Below are 20,160 nucleotides of genomic sequence, written 5' to 3'. Positions count from 1 at the left end.
GCTTACTCTTTTGCCCATAGAAAAACACCTCCAAGTTGTTTACAGGTATTCCATACCCGCTTTTTAACTTAAAGGTGTTTTTTATTTGTCTCATTCTAGGGGGTCAGTCCCTTCATTCGGCAGGCTTTTTATACGAAAAATCAGCTGTTAAGCTGTGTATGATCGCAATCCTTAAAGGGATGGCCTTCCTCATTTGTGCACCAGGATTGAGATAAGAAAGCTAAGAAGACCGCGGCCCACTGGTCTGAAAACTGGATTAAAATGCCGCCGTCGTGCCAGGTGCCGTTATCCTTTTTCCAGCGTGTATCTATCGCGTTTCCTTGGTTCATATGAATATTATGCATGCCGTTTGTCGGTTTGAACCCGAATATCTTATCAGCCGCCGGTTCAGGCCCGAATTTAGAGCCGTAAATATAGACGGCTGCTTTTTCTGCCTTGGCCTTTTGCATATAGGTTTCAATAAAATCATTTAAATCATTATCAGGCCCCGTAACTTCATGCGGGAGCGGCTCCATTTTCTGCGGATCAAACAGTCCGCCGCGCACATAATCCAGCGCCAGTTCACGATTGGTCTCATCAATCGCGGTATATCCATACGGCATGTTCGGAAGCAGGGTAATGGCACTCGCGTCAAAATGATCGCGTGCCGCATAGAGAACCTCTGATTCCTTTGAACTCGACATGACATTGATCGCACAGCGATAGCGCGTATCAGGCTCGCCAAGCACCTCGACTTGAAAATGCGGAGAATCATCATCTGTTTCCCTTCTCATATCTAAGACAGTGCCTTTCAATACACCATAATGCTGAACAGCCATATGAATCCTCCTTTTCTTTCGGGATATGAATCTATATTCGAGGCGGCGGGGCCGTTTTCCTTTTGATGAAAATAGAAAAAAGGACAGCCGGTTAATCGGCCATCCTTTTCATTTTTATTAAGCTCCTGTCACTGAACCTTGCAGCGCTTTCTCAGCAGGCACGTAATCGTAGCCTAAGTCTTTGGCAACCGCTTCATACGTCACATGACCGTTTGCCGTATTTAAGCCCGCTTTGAGCGCCGGGCTGTCTGCAATTGCAGCGGCCGCGCCTTTATTGGCGATTTCAAGGGCGTAAGGGACGGTTACATTTGTTAACGCAAGCGTCGATGTGCGCGGTACGGCTCCCGGCATATTGGCGACGGCGTAGTGAACGACACCGTGTTTTTCGTACGTTGGGTTATCGTGAGTTGTAATATGATCAACGGTTTCAACGATGCCGCCCTGATCGATGGCAACATCAACAATGACTGAACCCGGTTTCATTTGTTTTACCATTTCTTCTGTAACGAGAGTCGGTGCTTTGGCGCCCGGGATGAGCACGGCGCAAATCAGAAGGTCCGCTTCTGCCACAGAGTCTGCGATATTGACAGGATTTGAGATCAGTGTTTTAATCTGATGCCCGAAAATATCATCAAGCTGGCGCAGACGGTCTGCGTTCAAGTCGATCATTGTCACATCGGCACCAAGTCCGACAGCCATTTTCGCGGCGTTTGTTCCGACGCCTCCTCCTCCGATAATGGTGACTTTTCCGCGGGAAACACCCGGTACGCCCGCTAATAAAATGCCCTTTCCGCCTTTTGGTTTTTCAAGGAACTGGGCGCCGATTTGAGCAGCCATTCTGCCCGCCACCTCAGACATTGGCGTAAGCAGCGGCAATGAACGCCCGTCAGTTACTGTTTCGTATGCAATTGCTGTCACGCCTTTTTCTGTAAGCGCTTTAGCTAATTCCGGCTCTGCGGCTAAATGAAGGTATGTGAATAAGACCAGGCCTTGGCGGAAATACGCGTATTCCTCAGCCAGCGGCTCTTTCACCTTCATAACCATTTCTGCATCCCATACTTGCTTTCTGTCTTCAAGAATTTCCGCGCCTGCGGATACGTAATCTTCATTTGTAAAGCCGCTTCCAAGGCCTGCTCCGGATTCCACAAGAACCCGATGGCCGTGTCCGGCCAGCTGTGAAACGCCTCCAGGTGTTAATGCAACTCGGTTTTCATTGTTTTTGATTTCCTTTGGAACCCCTATAATCATGTCTGTTTCCCCCAATGTTTGTGTGATGCTTCAAGTGTAGCTTGATTTTTGTGAAAATTCTTTGTTTGAAACAGAAAATAAAAAAACACGGATTTGTGAAATTTCACGAATCCATGCTTCGAAGTTTGATATCAAGGTAAATCGTAAACTTTTCATTGATGTTTTTTAAATCAATTTCAGCGATTTGGCTGATCCGTTTCAGCCTGTAATTTAACGTATTGACATGAATGTTGAGCGCTTTAGCGGCGGTATTGACATTGCTGTCCGCATCAATAAAACGTTCAAGCGTCTTCACCATATCTGCCTGATGCTCTCTGTCATATTGCTCAAGCTTCGATAATGAATAATTCATATAACCGCTGTGCTTCCGCTTTTCATCCAGTACATCCAAGTATTGATATATACCGAGCTCCGAAAAGCTGAAAAGGTGTTTGGTTTCTCTCACAAACCGTTCTTTCGCTTTTAATACAGAAAGTGCTTCCTGATAAGAACGGTATACATATGAAAGGGATTCGTATATTCCGCCGAAAGCAATAGACACATCCTCAATTTTATAACGTTCCTTGAGCTGTTTTTGAATATGTAAGGCGAAATGCTTCAGGTTCTTAAAAGGCTGATCGGTTTTCGGCGCGGTTAACATGATTAATTCATTCGAATCCGCCGTCGCCAAAAGGACGTGAATCTGCTGGGTCGTTTCCTGTAAATATTGCAGCTGCTGCTCGGTTTTTTCGGTCAGCTCCTCATTCAAACGGATAATCATCACGCTGAACGCGGGCGGCAGCGCCATTCCGAGCTTATGAAACCCTTCGGCCATCTCGGTTTCTTGATAAATATGCCCGGTCAGCATCTTCCAAAAAAACTCCTGGCCGCGCTCTTCTATTTTTGTTTTGCGGATTTGCAGGTGCAAAAGCTTATTCCGCACTGCTTTGGCGGCGAGCTGAAGTGTCTGCAAATCATCTTCATTCAGTTTTTTTTTGACCTCCAGCGCCCAAATAAACCCGAGAACCTGACTGTTTTTCCAGATGGAAATGGCAACGCGGTTGCTTAGTCCGACCTCATCAATTTCTTTCACTTTGATCGGCTGATCTGTTTTTAAAAGAGCCGGGATCGTCCCGTCTTTCCACAATTTATTGATGACTTTTTCAGGAACCCTCCGCCCGATAATCGTCGACGTGCGGGCCGGGTCTGTACAATCGCTGTGCGTGCTGTAAGCGAGCAGCTTATGATTGACATCTTCTATTGTAATCGGGCATTGAAGAACTTCACTGATATGATCGGCTACATCCTCAAGCCTGTCGAAACTGTATTTAAATGGATCTGTCGGATTGGTCATGGATATCCCTACTTTTTCATAGCTTCATACCTTGATCTTACCATCTTACTTTTCAGACTGGAAGGCTGTCAGATTGGACACATTTGCACGAAAGTGAAATAGGACAATATGATCATTTGTTTAAATTAGGAAGAATAAGATAATCATACTATTCTATTTACAAAATGTGTAAAAATATTAAAAAGTCTTGTATATCATAAGACTCATTTTGTAAAATTAAAACAGTTTTGTTTGACTGTACCGAATTGTTGTTTTTATAATAATGACGTTCAAAAAATAAGTGAATTAGCCCATATTTAGGCTGATGACACAGGAGGTAATAAGGAATATGTCTGGATTAATTCGTGTCACACCCGAAGAGCTAAGAGCGATGGCTAAGCAATATGGCGTTGAAAGTCAGGAAGTCATGAATCAGGTTGATCGCTTGAACCGAATGATTTCTGATTTAAAAGGCATGTGGGACGGTGCTTCAAGTGAAGCATTTGCAGATCAATATGAGCAGCTGAAACCTTCATTTATTAAAATGTCTGAATTGCTTCAAGATGTGAATCATCAGCTCGATCAAACAGCAAATACGCTTGAGTCAACTGACCAAGATATCGCTAACCAAATTCGCGGATAATAAGATGAATGAAGAAATGGAGCGCCTGATTCAATCGAGAAGACGGCGCTCTTTCTATGTAAGGGTGATATGAATATGTATATCGATATTACAATAGATTTAACACAATATAACGGCAGTGTCTTCGATCTCAGATTGTCAGATTACCATCCTGTGAAAAAAGTCATCGATATTGCCCGGCAGGCTCAGAATGTATCCATTCCGCCGCGTGAAGGCTATTGGATCAGAGTGGTCAATAAAGAAACGGTTTTCTCCGGAGAACACAAATTATCTGACTGCGGCATTACGAATGGAGACCGTCTTGAAATTTTATGAAAGGACATGGTGGAATGGCAGATCATAAGCGATCCTACTTAGAAACCGAATTAGACGCCGCACGGGCAGAAACCGAATCAGGCTTCACTTTCACCTTCCAGCGGGAAAAAATTAAGCTCCTGGACGGCCTTGAGGCGAATGTTATCAAAGACGTTGATCCCTTTTTTCAAAAAGAGGTTCTTGTGTCAGAAGACGAAGTAACGATAATCGTCAGCCCCCCTTCCTCCTATCAGGCTTTCCGCTATATAAAAGGAAAAGATAAAAAAAGCAGATGGCAGTTTGCGTACCGCCTCGTCCAAGCCGTCAAGCAGCACAAACTAAAACGGCTCCATATCATCGCAGCGCCGGAAAATATCGTGTTTGATAAAGCGCTGACACCGCATTTTCTTTATTACGGCGTTAAGGAAAGCCTCCCGCCCTATGAAGAAGATGGGCAAAGGGTATGGAAAGAGCTTAAAGCGGCCGCAGCGCTGGCCGCTGACGGGGCGTACACCTTTGAAGAGTATCTGAAATACAATGAGACGCTTTCATTCTCTCCCGAGGCTAAAAGCATTTTAGAGGCAGAGTCGTTTGAAGAGCTGGAAGAAACGATCCAAAACACAATTGACCGGCTTGAAGCCAGGGATAAAACATACATAAAAATACCTAAAAAGAAATGGAAAATACAGAGATACGCCGGACTGGCGCTGGCTGTCTTGCTTGTGCCCGCTCTTTTGTATTCCATGTACATTCTGTTTTTCGCCCAGCCGAAACAAGAAGCGATCGTAGAAAGCAACCGGGCTTTTTTAAATCAGCAATACAGCAAAGTGATAGATACGCTGGCGAAATATGATGCGGAAAGCCTGCCTGAATCGGTGCAGTACGAGCTTGCTTCTTCGTATGTTGCGGTTGAAAAGCTTTCAGAAGAACAGCGGAAAAACATCGGAAATTTAGTCACGCTTCAATCAGATCCTAAACACTTCCTTTATTGGATTGATATCGGCAGAGGCGAAAATGAAGAAGCCATCAGCATCGGCCGCAAGCTGGAATACAACCCGTACATCTGGCTCGGACTCTCGAAATATAAACAGCAACTATTAGCGGATGACAGTATGAAGGACGATGAAAAGCAAAAAGAACTGGACTCCGTGCAAAGCGAGCTGACGAAAGCACAAAAAGAAATAGACGAGCAGAAAGCGGACGCCGATCATGATACAGCCGCCGAAGCAGCCGGACAAGATAACGGGGAAAAACAAGCCGAAGCAAAGGATAACAAAGAGAACGACAAGAAAGATGAGAAAAAAGATGAAAAAAAATAACAGAATACATCAAATGGCCGCAAGTAACGATCAGGCTGTCAGGAGGTTCGCCATATGAGTCTGTTATGGGTGTTTTATCAGAAACACGTTCAAAAAATCAACCTGTCTGAGCTCCCGGCATCCCAGCCGCTGACCATCGGAGCGGATATGAAGGATACGGTCACGATCGGCTCTCTTCCGTTCCGGCACGCCGCAGTCTCCCTTCGCCGCAAAGAAACGGACCTGTATGATGTTTTCCTGGGAAATAACTGTGCCGGCGCATTGACAATAGGAAATGACGTTTCCTTTCAGATTGAAGGAGAGGACATTAGGTTCCGGATCACTGAAGACCGGCAGGAAACGTCCGTTTATTTTATCGGTGGGAAGGATGAGATTGTCTTCTCTTCGGAGCTTCCGGAAGCGGATATTTTTAAAGAACCGTTCTCCGCTCAAGAAGGCACATTTTATTTGGAGAAAGCGGGAGAAAGCTGGTCTGTCATCCCCGGAAGTCAGGAAGTTTACGTGAATGGCGAGCGTGCCTCCGCCTCTCAAACACTTCAGACGGGAGACGAGCTGCTGTGGAATTTTCTGCGGGTGAGGCTGACGGAAGATGACCTATTAGAAATCATTCACCACGAACGGTTTCAAACAGGTTTAATCAAAACAAAAAAACCAAGCACCGAAATGAAAAAGAAATATCCGCAATACCGCAGAACGCCGCGGATGGTCTATGATCTGCCCGAAGACCGGGTCTCATTCAGCTTTCCTTCGCAAGAGAGCGATCAAAACAACAGAGGCCTCTGGCTCGTCATTCTGCCTCCGCTGGTTATGCTGATCGTCATGACGGTTGTCGCCATCATCCAGCCGAGAGGAATTTTCATCCTCATCTCCATGGCGATGTTTATCATGACGCTGATTACGTCCACCGTTCAATACTTTCGCGAAAAAAGCCAGCGGAAAAAACGCGAGGAAAAGCGGGAGCGCGTGTACAAGCTGTATTTAGATAACAAACGGAAAGAGCTGCAGGCGCTTTCTGAAAAGCAACTGCAAGTGCTCACGTTCCATTTTCCATCCTTTGAAAACATGAAATACTTAACCTCTGAAATCAGCGGGCGCATTTGGGAAAAATCGCTGGAAAGCAGGGATTTTCTCATGCTTCGGCTCGGAACGGGAACGGTTCCCGCAAGCTACGAGATTTCCATGAGCGGCGGCGATTTGGCAAACCGCGACATAGATGAACTGATGGAGCAGTCACAGCATATGCAGCGTGTGTACAAGGACATCCGCAACGCGCCCGTCACCGTTGATTTACAAGAAGGGGCGATGGGACTCATCGGAAAATCACAAATCGTGAAAAATGAGATTCACCAGCTGATCGGCCAGCTCGCTTTTTTCAACAGCTACCACGACCTGCGTTTTGTCTTCATCTTTCATGAAGACGAGTATAAGGAATGGGAGTGGATGAAGTGGCTGCCGCAATTTCAGCTGCCTCATATGTATGCGAAAGGGTTTATTTACAATGAACAGACCCGTGATCAATTGTTATCGTCTATTTACGAGCTGCTGAGAGAGCGGGATTTGGAAGAAGACAAAGAAAAACTCGTCTTCCAGCCGCATTTTATATTTGTCATCACAAACCAGCAGCTGATTTCAGAGCACGTCATTTTAGAATATATCGAAGGCCGCCATGAGCATCTCGGCATCTCAGCCATCATCGCCGCGGAAACGAAGGAAAGTCTGTCAGAAAACATTCACACCCTCGTCCGCTACATTAATGAAGATGAAGGAGATATTCTCATTCAAAAGAAAAAAGCGGTGCAGCTTCCGTTTAGGCTGGACAAGCATGAACGGCAAAACAATGAACGGTTTGCCCGAACACTGCGGACATTACAGCATCAAGTCGGGATGACAAACTCCATCCCTGAAACGGTCTCATTTTTAGAGCTGTTTCATGCAAAAGAAGTAAAAGAAATCGGCATCAGGCAGAAATGGCAGACGAGTGAATCAGCGAAATCGCTGTCCGTTCCGATCGGCTACAAAGGAAAAGATGACATCGTGTATTTAAACCTGCACGAAAAAGCCCACGGACCGCACGGATTGCTGGCGGGAACGACGGGTTCCGGGAAAAGTGAGTTTCTCCAAACGTACATCCTGTCACTGGCCGTTCATTTCCATCCGCATGAAGCTGCATTTTTACTGATTGACTATAAAGGCGGAGGAATGGCACAGCCGTTTCGTAAAATGCCTCATCTGCTCGGTACGATCACCAATATCGAAGGAAGCAAGAACTTCAGTATCCGGGCGCTTGCTTCAATTAAAAGCGAGCTGAAAAAACGGCAGCGCTTGTTTGACCAATATCGCGTGAATCACATCAACGACTATACAAAGCTGTATAAACAGGGAGAAGCGGAGATTCCTATGCCGCACCTGTTTTTAATTTCAGATGAATTTGCCGAGCTGAAAAGCGAAGAGCCCGACTTTATCAGAGAGCTTGTCAGCGCCGCGCGCATCGGGCGAAGCCTTGGCGTGCATTTAATACTTGCAACACAAAAACCTGGCGGCATCATTGATGACCAGATTTGGAGCAACTCGCGATTTAAAGTTGCGCTGAAGGTGCAGGATGCAAGCGACAGTAAAGAAATTTTGAAAAACAGCGATGCGGCGAATATTACCGTGACCGGACGCGGATATTTGCAGGTCGGCAATAACGAAGTGTACGAGCAGTTCCAGTCCGCATGGAGCGGTGCGCCTTATATGGAGGATGTGTACGGCACGGAGGATGACATCGCAATTGTTACCGATACGGGCTTGATTCCGCTCTCAGAAGTCGATACAGACGAACTGGCGAAAAAAGATGCGCCAGCTGAGATAGAAGCAGTGGTTGATGAAATAGAACGCATTCAAAAAGAAATGGGCATTGAAAGACTGCCGAGCCCGTGGCTTCCGCCGCTTGCTGAACGCATACCGCGCACTCTTTTTCCGGTGGAAGAAAAAGACCGTTTCTTCATTGCGTATATTGATGAGCCTGATCAGCAAAGACAGGCCCCGCTCGCTTATACGATGATGGATGACGGCAACATCGGTATTTTCGGCTCGTCCGGCTACGGGAAGTCAGTAGCTGCGATCACCTTCCTGATGAACTTTGCGGAAGGATACACGCCGGAGCAATTGCATATGTACATCTTTGACTTCGGAAACGGCACGCTTCTGCCATTGGCGAAGCTCCCGCATACTGCTGACTATTTCTTAATGGATCAAATGAGAAAGATCGAAAAATTCATGATCCGCATCAAGGAAGAAATCGAACACCGAAAACGGCTGTTCAGGGAAAAAGAAGTCAGCCATATCAAAATGTACAATTCGCTCAGCGAAGAAGAGCTTCCGTTTATTTTTATGGCAATTGATAACTTTGATATCGTAAAAGACGAAATGCATGAATTAGAATCGGAATTCATTCAGATTTCCCGCGACGGGCAAAGCTTAGGCATTTACTTCCTGCTCACCGCAACAAGGGTAAACGCCGTCCGCCAGTCGCTTTTAAACAACTTAAAAACAAAAGCTGTCCACTATTTAATGGACCAATCCGAAGGTTATTCCATTTACGGGCGTCCGCCATTCAGCCTCGAACCGATCCCTGGCCGCGTCATGATTCAAAAAGAAGAACTGTATTTCGCGCAAATGCTTCTTCCTGCTGATGCGGAAAATGATCTCGAGATGTTCCAAACGCTGAAAAGCGATGTTCAGGCGTTAGCAGAGCGCCATGCAGGAAAACCGGGGCCGGCGCCGATTCCGATGCTTCCGGATATGCTGTCGGCAAAAGAATTCTCGCTCCGTCTCGGTCCGGACAGGGAGCCGTTTCGAATTCCTCTCGGGCTTCATGAGGAAAAAGTCAGCCCTGTGTATTTTGATCTCGGGAAACATAAGCACTGTCTCATTTTAGGCCAGACACAGCGCGGCAAAACAAATGTCATGAAAGTGATGATTGAACACCTGCTGCGTGAAGAGACAGAACTGATTGGCCTGTTCGACTCCATTGACCGCGGGCTTTCACATTATGCGCGGGAAACAAACGTCAGCTATTTGGATACAAAAGAAGACGTGAAGGAGTGGATCGCAACGGCCGAATACATCTTCAAAGAGCGGGAAGCGCTGTACGCGCAGGCCGTTAAGCATGGCGATGTGCACAAGCTCAGCTTTTCTCCGGTCGTGTTGATGGCAGACGGCATTACGAGGTTCCAGCAGACGATCGATACCTCCATTCAGGACACGCTGGCGATGTTTATGAAATCGTACGCGCACGTAGGCTTCAGCTTCATCCCGGCAGGCAATCACAGCGAATTCTCAAAAGGCTATGACTCCTTAACGACGGAAATGAAGCAGATACGCCATGCGATGCTGCTTGTGAAAAAATCCGAACAAAATGTGATTCCGCTGCCTTATCAGCGGCAGGAACCGGACATTCAGCCGGGCTTCGGCTACTTGGTTGAAAACGGGAAGGAGCAAAAAATTCAAATTCCTTTATGTTCTGCGGAAAGGGAGGCTGTTAGATGACGGAACAACGAAAAAGCCTGATGAAATTAATAGCCGCGGTCATCATCATTTTGCTGCTGCCGGTGCTGTTTTTCCGGTTTATCGGCGATGACCCGACGAAACAAAAGATAAATGCCACACGCCAAATCGCGGTCGTAAATGAAGACACCGGGTTAAATGAGGAAACGGAAGCGGACGGCGAACAGCCGCAATCCGTCCATTTCGGCAAAGAAGTGGCAGCCGCTCTCGGTGACCGTCCGGATTATTCTTGGACGGTCGTCAACCGGAGCGCGGCGGAAAACGGTTTGGCGGCAAAGAAATACGACGCCATCGTCTATATTCCCTCTGATTTTTCAAAAGACATTTTGAGTTATGACAAGGAGCGTCCGCAAAAAGCCGCACTGACATTCAGCATTCAAAGCAACCTGAATGCCGTCAACAAAGAAAAAGTGCAGCGCGAGCTTGAGGACGCACAAAAATCAATGAATAAAAAAATGTCGGCCTTGTATTGGAATTTTGTCTCGCAAAAAGTGAACAATGTCAGAGGCGAATTTGACAAGATCGTCAATAAAGAATCAGAATTCCAAAACGTTATGTACAACTTTTATAAGCCAAGCTCCAATGACCTGGCAGGTGAAATCAAGCGGCAAAAAGACTTAATTGACGAATTGAAAGCATCAATGAATGAGGCGCAGGGCACGTCAAAAGAAAAATTGTCCGCAGCTGACGAAGCAAAAAACACACTTAAAGATTTTGCCGATACAGTTGAACGATACAAACAATATCAAGAAAACCAGAAAAAACTGCTGCTGGCAGCCCAGGAACAAAATCAGCAGCAAATCACAACCGGACTGAACGCCATTAAAGCGCAGCAGGCCGCCAACCAATTCAGCACTCTCATGAGCGGACTGGCCACAGGCATAAACCAGGCAAAAACACAGCTGGGCCAAACCGGCTCAGCGATTGCGGCCGCCCAACAGGTGAGAGAAGAGCAGGTGCCTCAGCAGGAATTCGGCATGGCAAACATTCAATCTAATTTATTGGACAACTATTTGACCCAATATAAAGCCCAATCAAGATTTGAAACGCTGAACAGCATTCAAACGATCATGAAAAGGGATCGCCAATATTTAAGCGTTCCGGAAGAGAATCCGGGAGATGACGGCTCAGATAAACCGAAAGAAGAAGAAAAACCGGAAGAAGAAAAACCCGGCGAGCTGAAAATTGATTTAGACGATCAGCGTGAAGAATTGAATAACATTGCCGCTGAAATCAATGATATTTCTGAAGGATTGAAAGAGACGGGGAAAGAACAACCGGAGCCGGGGGAACCAGGTAATACGAATGACGGTGAAAACACCGATCAGGATAACACTGGAAATCCCGATCAAAATGACGGAAATGCAACGGTGCCTGCTGAGGACGAAAAAACAGGCGGCACAAACAGCCAGGATTCAGGACAAGAAGACAAGCAATCATCTTCCGATAAAACAGATGACCATCAGACCAAAACCGTCCAAACCGCATCCGCCAAAACCCCTCTCAGCGTCATCCCGCTTGCTGATGAAAATGGAACGGATGATAACGGAACAGACGGAGACGGCGGTACAGACCTGTCAAAGGCAAAAGAAAGACTGAATCAAGCTGCCGAACGAATTCAGCAAATTGAAAAAGAACTCCAAGACAAACAGCAATCTCATAATGAAGAGCTGAAAAAACGTCTCGATGATCTTGATGATGAAATCACGAAGCTTAAAGAGCAAATTGATTCCTTAAAAGACCAAGCGGAAAAATTACAGCGTAAGCTTGAACAAGCACAAGAAAAAAGAAATCAAGACTTCGATACCGTCTATAGGATGATTCGAAGCGTTGAACAAAATATTCTGCATTACCCGTCACTGGACGATGGCCGCAAATCAGATTTGCAGCGAATATTTGCCGCCGACATCAATACGAAAAAGATATCAGATTTAATGAGCTACTATAATGATTTATCTTTGTACGAGGCGACGCTTTATCATTCTCTTGACGCAGGCTCACTGCCCGATGTGAAAAACAGGGTGCTGAGAGCCCAGCAAGGCGAAGTCCAATCCGTCCTCGCCATTAAACCGGAAGAAACGGCAAGCTGGGAAAATCTGAAAAACAACAAGATGCAAACCGATGAAGACATCAATCATTTCATCAGCGGCATGACCGAATTCACTGATAACTACAACAGCTATATCAGAGATGAACAATCGGGAGTGCTCAATGAGCTTGCAAAAATTTCAGAAAGCGCCGCCAATGCAGCAGATCAGCTCGCAAAAGGCGCCGTGCAGGAAGCGGCAGTATTTAACGAAAACGGTTTAACCGGTACGATGGCACTGAGCGCTCAGGATACCGTCGGCCGCGAAGTGCTGCAAATATCAGACACGATGGGTCATCTATCGGAACGCCAGTCAGGCATCATCAGCTACACCGACAACATGCAGCAAAGCGTAAATGATGTGCAGCATAAAGCCGATACCCTCAACAGTAATTGGGGTAAAAACGTGGATTCAACGAAACTGATCAGAAATGATGTCTACGGCATTTTAGGAAATGCGCTCGTTGACGGGCAGGAGAACGGATACGTTTACGATTATTTGGCCAATCCGCTTAAAATCAGCGGCGAGGTGCCGGAAGAACACACCCAAAACGTTCCGCCGGTTGTCATTTTGGTCATTGTCCTGATCAGCAGCCTTCTGATCGGTTATTTCAGCTCGTATTATCAAAATGCGCCGCTTCTGGTAAAAGGTGCGCTGTTTGGCATCTTAAATATCCTTGTCGGCCTGATGATCAGTTTGTTCGGTTTGAATATTTACTCGCTTCCGGACGATCAGACGATTAAATGGTCAGTCTTTACCATTCTGCTTTTGGCCGCAAGTTCAGCTTTTATCCGGGCAGCCTTTATCTTCGGATCGATCTCCGGATGGATCGCATCATCCGCGCTGATTCTGTTTTACGTGGCGCCGCTGATCGATCTGATTATGCCGAACTTCAGCTTTGACAGCCCTGTTTCTAAAATCTATATTGATATTCAATACGGAACGGGCCATCTGTTTACGATGGGAATCACCGTCTTGCTGATCATTACGCTGATCACAGCGGCGCTTCCGCTGATTCTTCGCCTGATTACGGAAAAAACGGAAGAAAGCGATCAATCTTATGAAGCGTAAAAAACAAATGGAAAAGGGGATCATGCTTTTTATGCTCTCCTTTTTCCTTTTCATACCCGCTGCTCTTGCTAAGACTGAGGAAAATACCGACGTCAAGCCGAATGAATATGAAAAGAAAGACATAGAGATTCGTACGAATTATTTGCACGATGATGCCTATTCCGAGGAAAAAACGGCGCTCCCAAAAGAACAAAGGGACATCACGTTTGAGAAACCGGCCGAAAATCAGGATAAAAAATTGATATCAAGCCTGTTCACATCATCAGACATCGAACCGAATACGATCACTGCGCAATCAAAGAAACTGGGAATTGCCTTTTCAGAGCCGGCAGTGCAGCATACCTCTGAAATTGAAAGAGAAGAAGAGAAGACATCCTTTTTGCTTCCCGTTATTTATTCTGTTTTGATCCTGCTCGGTATCGCCGCGATTGTCTATCTGATTCCGAAAGTTACGGTGCAGGAAAAGTCCAAACCGCAGACGGATCGCTTGTATTTCCGCAGGGGCAGAACGTAGAATAAGAAAAAAAGGAGGATTTTCATGCAGTTTTTTCTTATTACAGGCGCCTCAAAAGGCTTGGGCCGCGCACTTACGGAGCAGGCGCTCAAAGAAGGCCATGAAGTATCGGCGTTATCCAGAACGGTAAGCGGGGAGAAACGCGAAGGGCTGACAGAATACAGCGTTGATTTGACGAATCTGGCAGACACTGAGCGCCAAATGAAAGCGATACTCGATCAGGTTCAGCGGGAACGGTACACGGCCGTCACACTAATCAATAACGCCGGGATGGTAGCGCCGATCAAGCGGGCGAAAGAGGCTTCCATGGAAGAGTTGGAGCGCCACTACACCCTTAATCTGACGGCCCCCGTTTTGCTCAGCCAAATGTTTGCGAAGCGTTTTGAAGCATTCAGCGGAAAGAAAACGATCGTAAACATCACATCAGGTGCGGCGAAAAACCCTTACAAAGGATGGAGCGCGTATTGCAGCTCAAAAGCGGGGCTTGATATGTTTACGAGAACATTCGGGCTTGAACAAGAGGATGAAGAGCTTCCGGCACACATGATTTCATTCTCGCCGGGCGTTATGGATACAGACATGCAAGGCGTCATCCGTTCCTCATCGAAAGAAGATTTTCATGATATCGAACGGTTCCGCAATCTGAAAGAAACAAAAAGTCTGCGCAGCCCGGAATATATCGCCGGTGTCATTCACTCGCTGATTTCAGGTGAAGTGGAAAACGGCCGGATATATGACATAAAAGAATTTTTATAGAGCAGTTCAAACTGCTCTTTTTTTATTTGCCCAATCATTTTGCAATATTCATGCATATAATGACTGAAACCCTGTACAAGGGGTATAAAAAATAGAGGGGATGCGAACGGCTGATGTAACAGATGAATTGAGTTTCTTCTCAATTTATGTTAGGATTCTAAAAATATATATAAGGAGGGGTTTCCATGAGAAATGTTACGTTAATGGATGTCTTCACCCATCCAATCGCACAAAAATATTTACAGCGCTCCGGAGTCGCCCATGCGATAGCCTGCGCGTTTCATGCATATCGTCTGGCCGTAAAAGCAGGCGTCAGCCCGGATCTTGCGGCGAAAGCGGCTTTACTGCATGACGTCGGCCATTATGAATGGTACACAGACGGCAAATGGGATTATGAGAAGTACAGAAGAAACGATATCCATGCCATTAAAGGTGCGGAACGGGCGCATAAGCTGCTCATACGGCTCGGTGAAGAACCGAAAGCGGCGAAGGAAATTGCGCTGGCGATTCTGCTTCATACCGATTCCTATCTGCCTGAGGGCGAACTGGACAAGAATACGCTCCAGCAAATTGTGAAAAAAGCGGATGAACTGGATGAAGAACCGGGCGGCCGCCATCACTACCGCCAAATCGGCCATACGGCCGCGCTTAAACAAATCCAAAAGCTTGATCAGTTAATTGACCAAGCCCAATATCCCATAAGAAAGACAGTATAGGCCTCTCCTGCGGCCTTTTCCGCTTTTACATAACTCCGCAATTTTCCTATTACCTTTTTGCCCCTATAAGACGTACTGTGTCATATTCTTTGTCTGCTGCATATGCTGATGGAAAACATAGTAAAGGGGATCAGCGAAAATGGCCCATCAAGGAAGCCCGCAAATCGTATCGTTAGCAGACCCTTATGTTTACCAGACCATCCATAAGCTTATCGGCTCAAGGCTCATCATTCAAACCGTCAGACGTATCTTCAGGGGGCGGCTGATTGATGCCACGCCTGACCATATCGCCATCGAAGAAAACTGCGATCATGTGTTTTATATCAGAAACCGCCACATGGTTTCTGTCATGCCTGACTATACTGAACGGGTGTAATCAACCGAAATAGGCGCAAACCGGAGGCGGCCCTTCAATTCCCCGGTGCGTCTTCTTTTTTGAGATACATAGATGCGCGAGGCTTTTTTTTGGTACAATCACAGTACAAGTTCACTTGACAATAGGAGGAAAAAGCTTGTTGAAATCAAAGGTCCACTTTTGGACGCTGCAAATTTTGCTCGTTTTGCTCATTATTTATGTTTCAACGAAAGTATCGTTTATTTTTCAGCCGTTTTTCGGATTTATCACAACCCTGTTTTTCCCGATCCTGATCTCAGGAATTTTATTTTTCATCTTTAATCCCATTGTGCGTCTGCTTGAGAAAAAAATTCCCCGGACGCTGGCAATCCTGCTCATTTATTTGGTTTTTATCGGCCTGATTGCTTTTATGTTTGCTGCAATCGGCCCGATCGTCGCCTCGCAGGTCACCGGGCTGTTTAACAATTTTCCTGATTATATCAATCAAATTCAAGGCTTAACGAATGAGTTATCCCATTCTAAATGGTTTACGTGGATGATGACGCAGGATTTTGTCTCAATTGAAAAAATGCAGCAATCGCTGACGGGCTTTTTACAGAGCCTCCCGCAAAATATTACCGCAAGCCTTTCTGCGGTTTTCGGCGTCGTCACGAATATTACGCTTGTCGTGATTACCGTTCCGTTTATTCTGTTTTATATGCTGAAGGACGGGCAGCGTTTTCCGCGATTGGCGGTTAAAATATTGCCTTCTTCCTACCGGGCGGAAGGCTTGAAAATATTTAATGATTTATATGTCACATTGGCCGCTTACTTTCAAGGCCAGCTCTTAATCTGTCTCTTTGTCGGAACGGCTTGCTTTATCGGGTACTGGATCATCGGTCTGCCGTATGCGTTAATTCTCGGGATGGTGATTGCCGTCACCAATATCATCCCGTATCTCGGGCCGTTTCTGGGAGCGGCTCCGGCGGTGATTATCGCTTTTATGGATTCGCCGGCGAAGGCGCTGTTTGCGATTATCGTCGTCGTGGTCGTTCAGCAGCTTGATGGAAATCTGCTGTCTCCGCTTGTGATCGGGAAGCGGCTGAATACCCACCCGCTCACCATTATTCTGCTGCTTGTCGGAGCAGGCAGTTTCGGCGGCATTCTCGCCATGATTTTGGCCGTGCCGGTCTACGCCGTCTTAAAAGCCTTTGTTTTAAATATCGTCCGGCTCATCAGGCTGCGCCAGCGCTCTAAGCGTGAAGACAGCCGCAAGCCGAAATAAAAAACGGGCACACCTCCCGGCTCAGCGCATAAAATGCTGTAAATAAGGGCGGAGGTGTAGGGTATGCCTGCAATTGTGGGACCGATTTATATTATGAGTTTAAACGGAGACGCCGCGGCGAGCTTCGGGGATGTGTTTGCGATCTCCCCAAAAGCCGTGGACCACTCAGCCGCGGGAGCCGGGTGGTTTCATTCCGGCGACTTTGCCAAAGTCAATAATAAATTCAGCAAAACGCTCTTCGAAGATATTGATCTGTTCGACGAACCGAAATGGTTTAACGGGTGACAGCCTCCCTTTGGGAGGCTGTTGCTTTTTTGTAGTATAATAGAATCAGTCTTTTTAAAAGGAGAATTCTCATGAAAATCAGAAAAGCGAACATTACCGTGCCGGCCGGAATGATCGGCGATGTGTATCTGCATGAAAATAAAAAAGAGCAGCATACCCTCGTTGCCGTTCCTGAGCTGGAATGGAGCACAATCATTTCTTACGAGGAAGAGAAACATGCGCTCGTGCAAAGACTGCACCAATCGTTCAGCAAGCTGACAGAAGAAGAGCCTGCTTTGGAGCTTGCGCGCAAAATCACCCACTGGGTGACTGAAATGTAAAGAAAAACGGGTTTATCGCTGCCCGGCAGCGGCGATCATGATATAACATGCAGAGGAGGGACAGGCCGATGAGCGATAAAACGGTTGATCTTTATTTACAGCAGGGAATGTACGGTCCTCTTCAGACAAAACCGGATGAGCGCCATCTATTTTTAGGCTCGCTTCGCGAAAGAGTCATCATTGCCCTGACGAAGGGGCAGGTGCTGCAAAAGACACCGTATGAAGAAGTGAAGCGGGCGCTGAAGAGCCGCACAAAAGCGGTGCTTTATATAAACGGAAAGCTTCCTTATCATGCCTATTCGCCTTATATGAAGCTCGCGGCAGCAGCCGGCGTCAGAAGCTCCGTCATTTCGGATCTTCAATTTGAAACGCCGCTCGGCCTTGTGTTTGCCGCCGATGATGCCGTGAACTGTGACAGCATTTACGTTCAGGATGACATTTTTAAGCGCTCACTCCTGAAACCTTAAAGACAAACCGCGGTTTGTCTTTTTTACAATGCCAATTCACTTACAAGTGGAGATAGGATATAATGTTCACATATGAATGGCGGGGAGGCCGGCTATGAAAAAAGCATTTATCTGCATTGATTATACGAATGACTTTGCGGCAGAGAACGGAGCATTAACTTGCGGAGAGCCCGCAAGGCAAATTGAAGATACGATTGTCAAATTGACAGAAGCGTTTATTGAAAACGGTGATTACGTTGTCTTTGCAGTAGATTCACACGATGCAGACGATGTCTTTCATCCCGAAACACGACTGTTTCCTCCGCATAACATTAAAGGTACAAAGGGGAAAGAGCTGTACGGAAAGCTATTGCCCCTTTATCGGAAACATGAATACGCAAAGAACGTAAGCTATATGGAAAAAACGAGATATTCTGCTTTTGCGGGAACGGATTTAGAGCTGAAACTGCGGGAGCGGCAGATCACTGAACTGCATCTTGCCGGCCTGTGCACCGACATCTGTGTCTTGCATACGGCGGTTGACGCCTACAACAAAGGCTTTCAGATCGTCGTTCATAAGCACGCTGTGTCAAGTTTTAATCCGGATGGGCACGAGTGGGCCCTGTCCCATTTTAAGAACAGCATCGGAGCACAAGTGGCAGAGTAAGGAAGGGGAAAACAATTTTGGTGGAGCATGGTTTTAAAGACGACAGTTTGTCTTTACATACAGATCTTTATCAAATTAATATGGCCGAGACGTATTGGAGAGACGGCATTCATGAGAAAAAAGCGATTTTTGAGCTTTTTTTCAGAAAGCTTCCCTTTGAAAACGGCTATGCGGTATTTGCGGGCTTAGAAAAAGCAATCGAATACTTGGAGAACTTCAAATTTACCGACAGCGATCTTAATTATTTAAAAACGGAATTAAACTATCAGGATGATTTCATTGACTATTTGCGGGGGCTGTCTTTTACGGGCTCTTTATACAGCATGAAAGAGGGGGAACTCGTTTTTAACAACGAACCGATTATGCGCGTCGAAGCGCCCCTCATCGAAGCACAGCTGATTGAAACCGCTTTGCTCAACATTGTGAATTACCAAACATTAATCGCCACGAAAGCGGCCCGCATCAAAGGCGTGGTCGGCGACGAAGACGCGCTTGAATTCGGAACGCGGCGCGCCCATGAAATGGATGCGGCCATGTGGGGAGCGAGAGCGGCCCTGATCGGCGGCTTCAGCGCAACGAGTAATGTAAGAGCCGGTAAGCGCTTTAATATCCCGGTATCGGGCACACACGCACATGCCCTCGTGCAGGCGTACCGTGACGAATATACCGCTTTTAAAAAATACGCCGAGACGCATACAGACTGTGTGTTTTTAGTCGATACGTACGATACGATCCGTTCAGGCATGCCGAATGCGATTAAAGTCGCAAAGGAATTCGGCGACCGCATTAATTTTATCGGCATCCGCCTGGACAGCGGGGACTTAGCCTATCTTTCTAAAAAAGCGCGTGAAATGCTTGATGAAGCGGGATTCAAAGACGCAAAGGTGATTGCCTCAAGCGATCTTGATGAGCATACGATATTAAACCTTAAATCGCAAGGGGCGAGAATTGATACGTGGGGAATCGGAACAAAGCTGATTACCGCCTATGATCAGCCGGCTCTCGGCGCGGTTTACAAGCTCGTGGCAATTGAAGAAAACGGCAAATTGACGGATACCATTAAAATTTCATCAAACCCTGAAAAGGTGACAACTCCGGGCAGAAAGAAAGTATACCGGATTATCAACAAGCTGAATCATCACTCTGAAGGGGATTACATCGCTCTTTACGACGAGCAGGTCAATGACCAGAAACGCTTAAAAATGTTTCATCCCGTTCATACGTTCGTCAGCAAATTCGTGACCGACTTCTATGCGAAAGACCTGCATGAGCCGATTTTTGAAAATGGCGTTTTGTGCTACGATAATCCTGAAATTACGGATATCCAGCAATACGTGCAGGATAATCTCAAGCTTCTGTGGGAGGAATACAAACGGATCAGCAAGCCGGAAGAATATCCGGTTGATTTAAGTGAAGACTGCTGGAGCAATAAAATGCACCGGATTCATGAAATCAAAAGCCAGCTGAAACAGGAACTTGAATAGATGACAAAAAGGC

The 20,160-nt window shown here is 46.3% G+C and carries 18 protein-coding genes; 15 read left to right on the top strand and 3 right to left on the bottom strand.

Going from position 1 to position 20,160, the window contains the following annotated elements; all coding sequences use genetic code 11:
- Positions 1–140: 140 nt before the first annotated feature.
- From J7E26_RS17135 to J7E26_RS17125, 3 genes are all read right to left on the bottom strand, one after another.
- Positions 141–818 carry a YukJ family protein gene (locus J7E26_RS17135; protein WP_214803428.1) on the bottom strand — a complete coding sequence of 226 codons (678 nt, stop codon included), beginning with the start codon at positions 816–818 and terminating at the stop codon, positions 141–143.
- Between the two features lie 117 nt (positions 819–935).
- Positions 936–2,066 (bottom strand): alanine dehydrogenase, encoded by a 1,131-nt coding sequence (ald, locus tag J7E26_RS17130; protein WP_214803431.1) that lies wholly within the window; start codon positions 2,064–2,066, stop codon positions 936–938.
- 103 nt (positions 2,067–2,169) lie between these two features.
- On the bottom strand, positions 2,170–3,399 hold the full coding sequence (locus tag J7E26_RS17125; RefSeq protein ID WP_214803433.1) for a sporulation transcriptional activator AdeR: 1,230 nt from the start codon (positions 3,397–3,399) through the stop codon (positions 2,170–2,172).
- A 328-nt stretch (positions 3,400–3,727) separates the two neighbouring features.
- On the opposite strand from J7E26_RS17125, the gene J7E26_RS17120 reads away from it, so the two are divergent.
- The 15 genes from J7E26_RS17120 (at position 3,728) to J7E26_RS17050 (ending at position 20,147) form a co-directional block, all read left to right on the top strand.
- The gene (locus J7E26_RS17120) at positions 3,728–4,021 is read left to right on the top strand and encodes a WXG100 family type VII secretion target (protein ID WP_214803436.1); all 294 of its coding nucleotides are present in this window, start codon (positions 3,728–3,730) and stop codon (positions 4,019–4,021) included.
- Positions 4,022–4,096: 75 nt separating this feature from the next.
- On the top strand, positions 4,097–4,336 hold the full coding sequence (gene yukD, locus J7E26_RS17115; protein ID WP_061522283.1) for an ESX secretion system protein YukD: 240 nt from the start codon (positions 4,097–4,099) through the stop codon (positions 4,334–4,336).
- Positions 4,337–4,350: 14 nt separating this feature from the next.
- The gene (gene essB, locus J7E26_RS17110) at positions 4,351–5,634 is read left to right on the top strand and encodes a type VII secretion protein EssB (RefSeq protein WP_214803439.1); all 1,284 of its coding nucleotides are present in this window, start codon (positions 4,351–4,353) and stop codon (positions 5,632–5,634) included.
- Between the two features lie 54 nt (positions 5,635–5,688).
- Complete coding sequence (essC, locus tag J7E26_RS17105; RefSeq protein ID WP_214803442.1) at positions 5,689–10,164, top strand: type VII secretion protein EssC; 4,476 nt, start codon at positions 5,689–5,691, stop codon at positions 10,162–10,164.
- Positions 10,161–13,340: a type VII secretion protein EsaA gene (gene esaA, locus J7E26_RS17100; RefSeq protein WP_214803445.1), complete on the top strand. Its 3,180-nt coding sequence runs from the start codon at positions 10,161–10,163 to the stop codon at positions 13,338–13,340. The genes essC and esaA overlap by 4 nt, the downstream gene beginning before the upstream one ends.
- 7 nt (positions 13,341–13,347) lie before the next feature.
- Positions 13,348–13,854 carry a type VII secretion protein EssA gene (gene essA, locus J7E26_RS17095; RefSeq protein ID WP_214803697.1) on the top strand — a complete coding sequence of 169 codons (507 nt, stop codon included), beginning with the start codon at positions 13,348–13,350 and terminating at the stop codon, positions 13,852–13,854.
- A gap of 24 nt (positions 13,855–13,878) precedes the next feature.
- Positions 13,879–14,610 (top strand): (S)-benzoin forming benzil reductase, encoded by a 732-nt coding sequence (locus J7E26_RS17090; protein WP_214803448.1) that lies wholly within the window; start codon positions 13,879–13,881, stop codon positions 14,608–14,610.
- 185 nt (positions 14,611–14,795) lie between these two features.
- Positions 14,796–15,326 (top strand): HD domain-containing protein, encoded by a 531-nt coding sequence (locus J7E26_RS17085; RefSeq protein WP_214803451.1) that lies wholly within the window; start codon positions 14,796–14,798, stop codon positions 15,324–15,326.
- Positions 15,327–15,465: 139 nt separating this feature from the next.
- Positions 15,466–15,702, top strand: coding sequence for a DUF2642 domain-containing protein (locus J7E26_RS17080; protein ID WP_214803454.1), 237 nt, complete (start codon positions 15,466–15,468; stop codon positions 15,700–15,702).
- Positions 15,703–15,838: 136 nt separating this feature from the next.
- Entirely contained in the window at positions 15,839–16,945 is a 1,107-nt protein-coding gene (locus J7E26_RS17075; RefSeq protein WP_214803457.1) for an AI-2E family transporter, read from the top strand.
- Positions 16,946–17,008: 63 nt separating this feature from the next.
- A complete protein-coding gene (locus J7E26_RS17070; protein WP_214803459.1) occupies positions 17,009–17,230 on the top strand; it encodes a spore germination protein in 222 nt (73 codons plus the stop codon).
- Positions 17,231–17,301: 71 nt separating this feature from the next.
- Positions 17,302–17,550 (top strand): YueH family protein, encoded by a 249-nt coding sequence (locus J7E26_RS17065; RefSeq protein ID WP_214803462.1) that lies wholly within the window; start codon positions 17,302–17,304, stop codon positions 17,548–17,550.
- A gap of 68 nt (positions 17,551–17,618) precedes the next feature.
- The gene (locus J7E26_RS17060; RefSeq protein ID WP_214803465.1) at positions 17,619–18,017 is read left to right on the top strand and encodes a YueI family protein; all 399 of its coding nucleotides are present in this window, start codon (positions 17,619–17,621) and stop codon (positions 18,015–18,017) included.
- 94 nt (positions 18,018–18,111) lie between these two features.
- Entirely contained in the window at positions 18,112–18,663 is a 552-nt protein-coding gene (locus tag J7E26_RS17055; RefSeq protein WP_214803469.1) for a cysteine hydrolase family protein, read from the top strand.
- A 17-nt stretch (positions 18,664–18,680) separates the two neighbouring features.
- A complete protein-coding gene (locus J7E26_RS17050) occupies positions 18,681–20,147 on the top strand; it encodes a nicotinate phosphoribosyltransferase (RefSeq protein ID WP_214803471.1) in 1,467 nt (488 codons plus the stop codon).
- Positions 20,148–20,160: the final 13 nt, after the last annotated feature.

The sequence above is a fragment of the Bacillus sp. ISL-51 genome (assembly GCF_018613535.1).
Classification (GTDB): Bacteria; Bacillota; Bacilli; order Bacillales; family Bacillaceae; genus Bacillus.
Note: the sequence above shows the minus strand (reverse complement) of the source record. Positions and strands in the feature narration are given on the sequence as shown.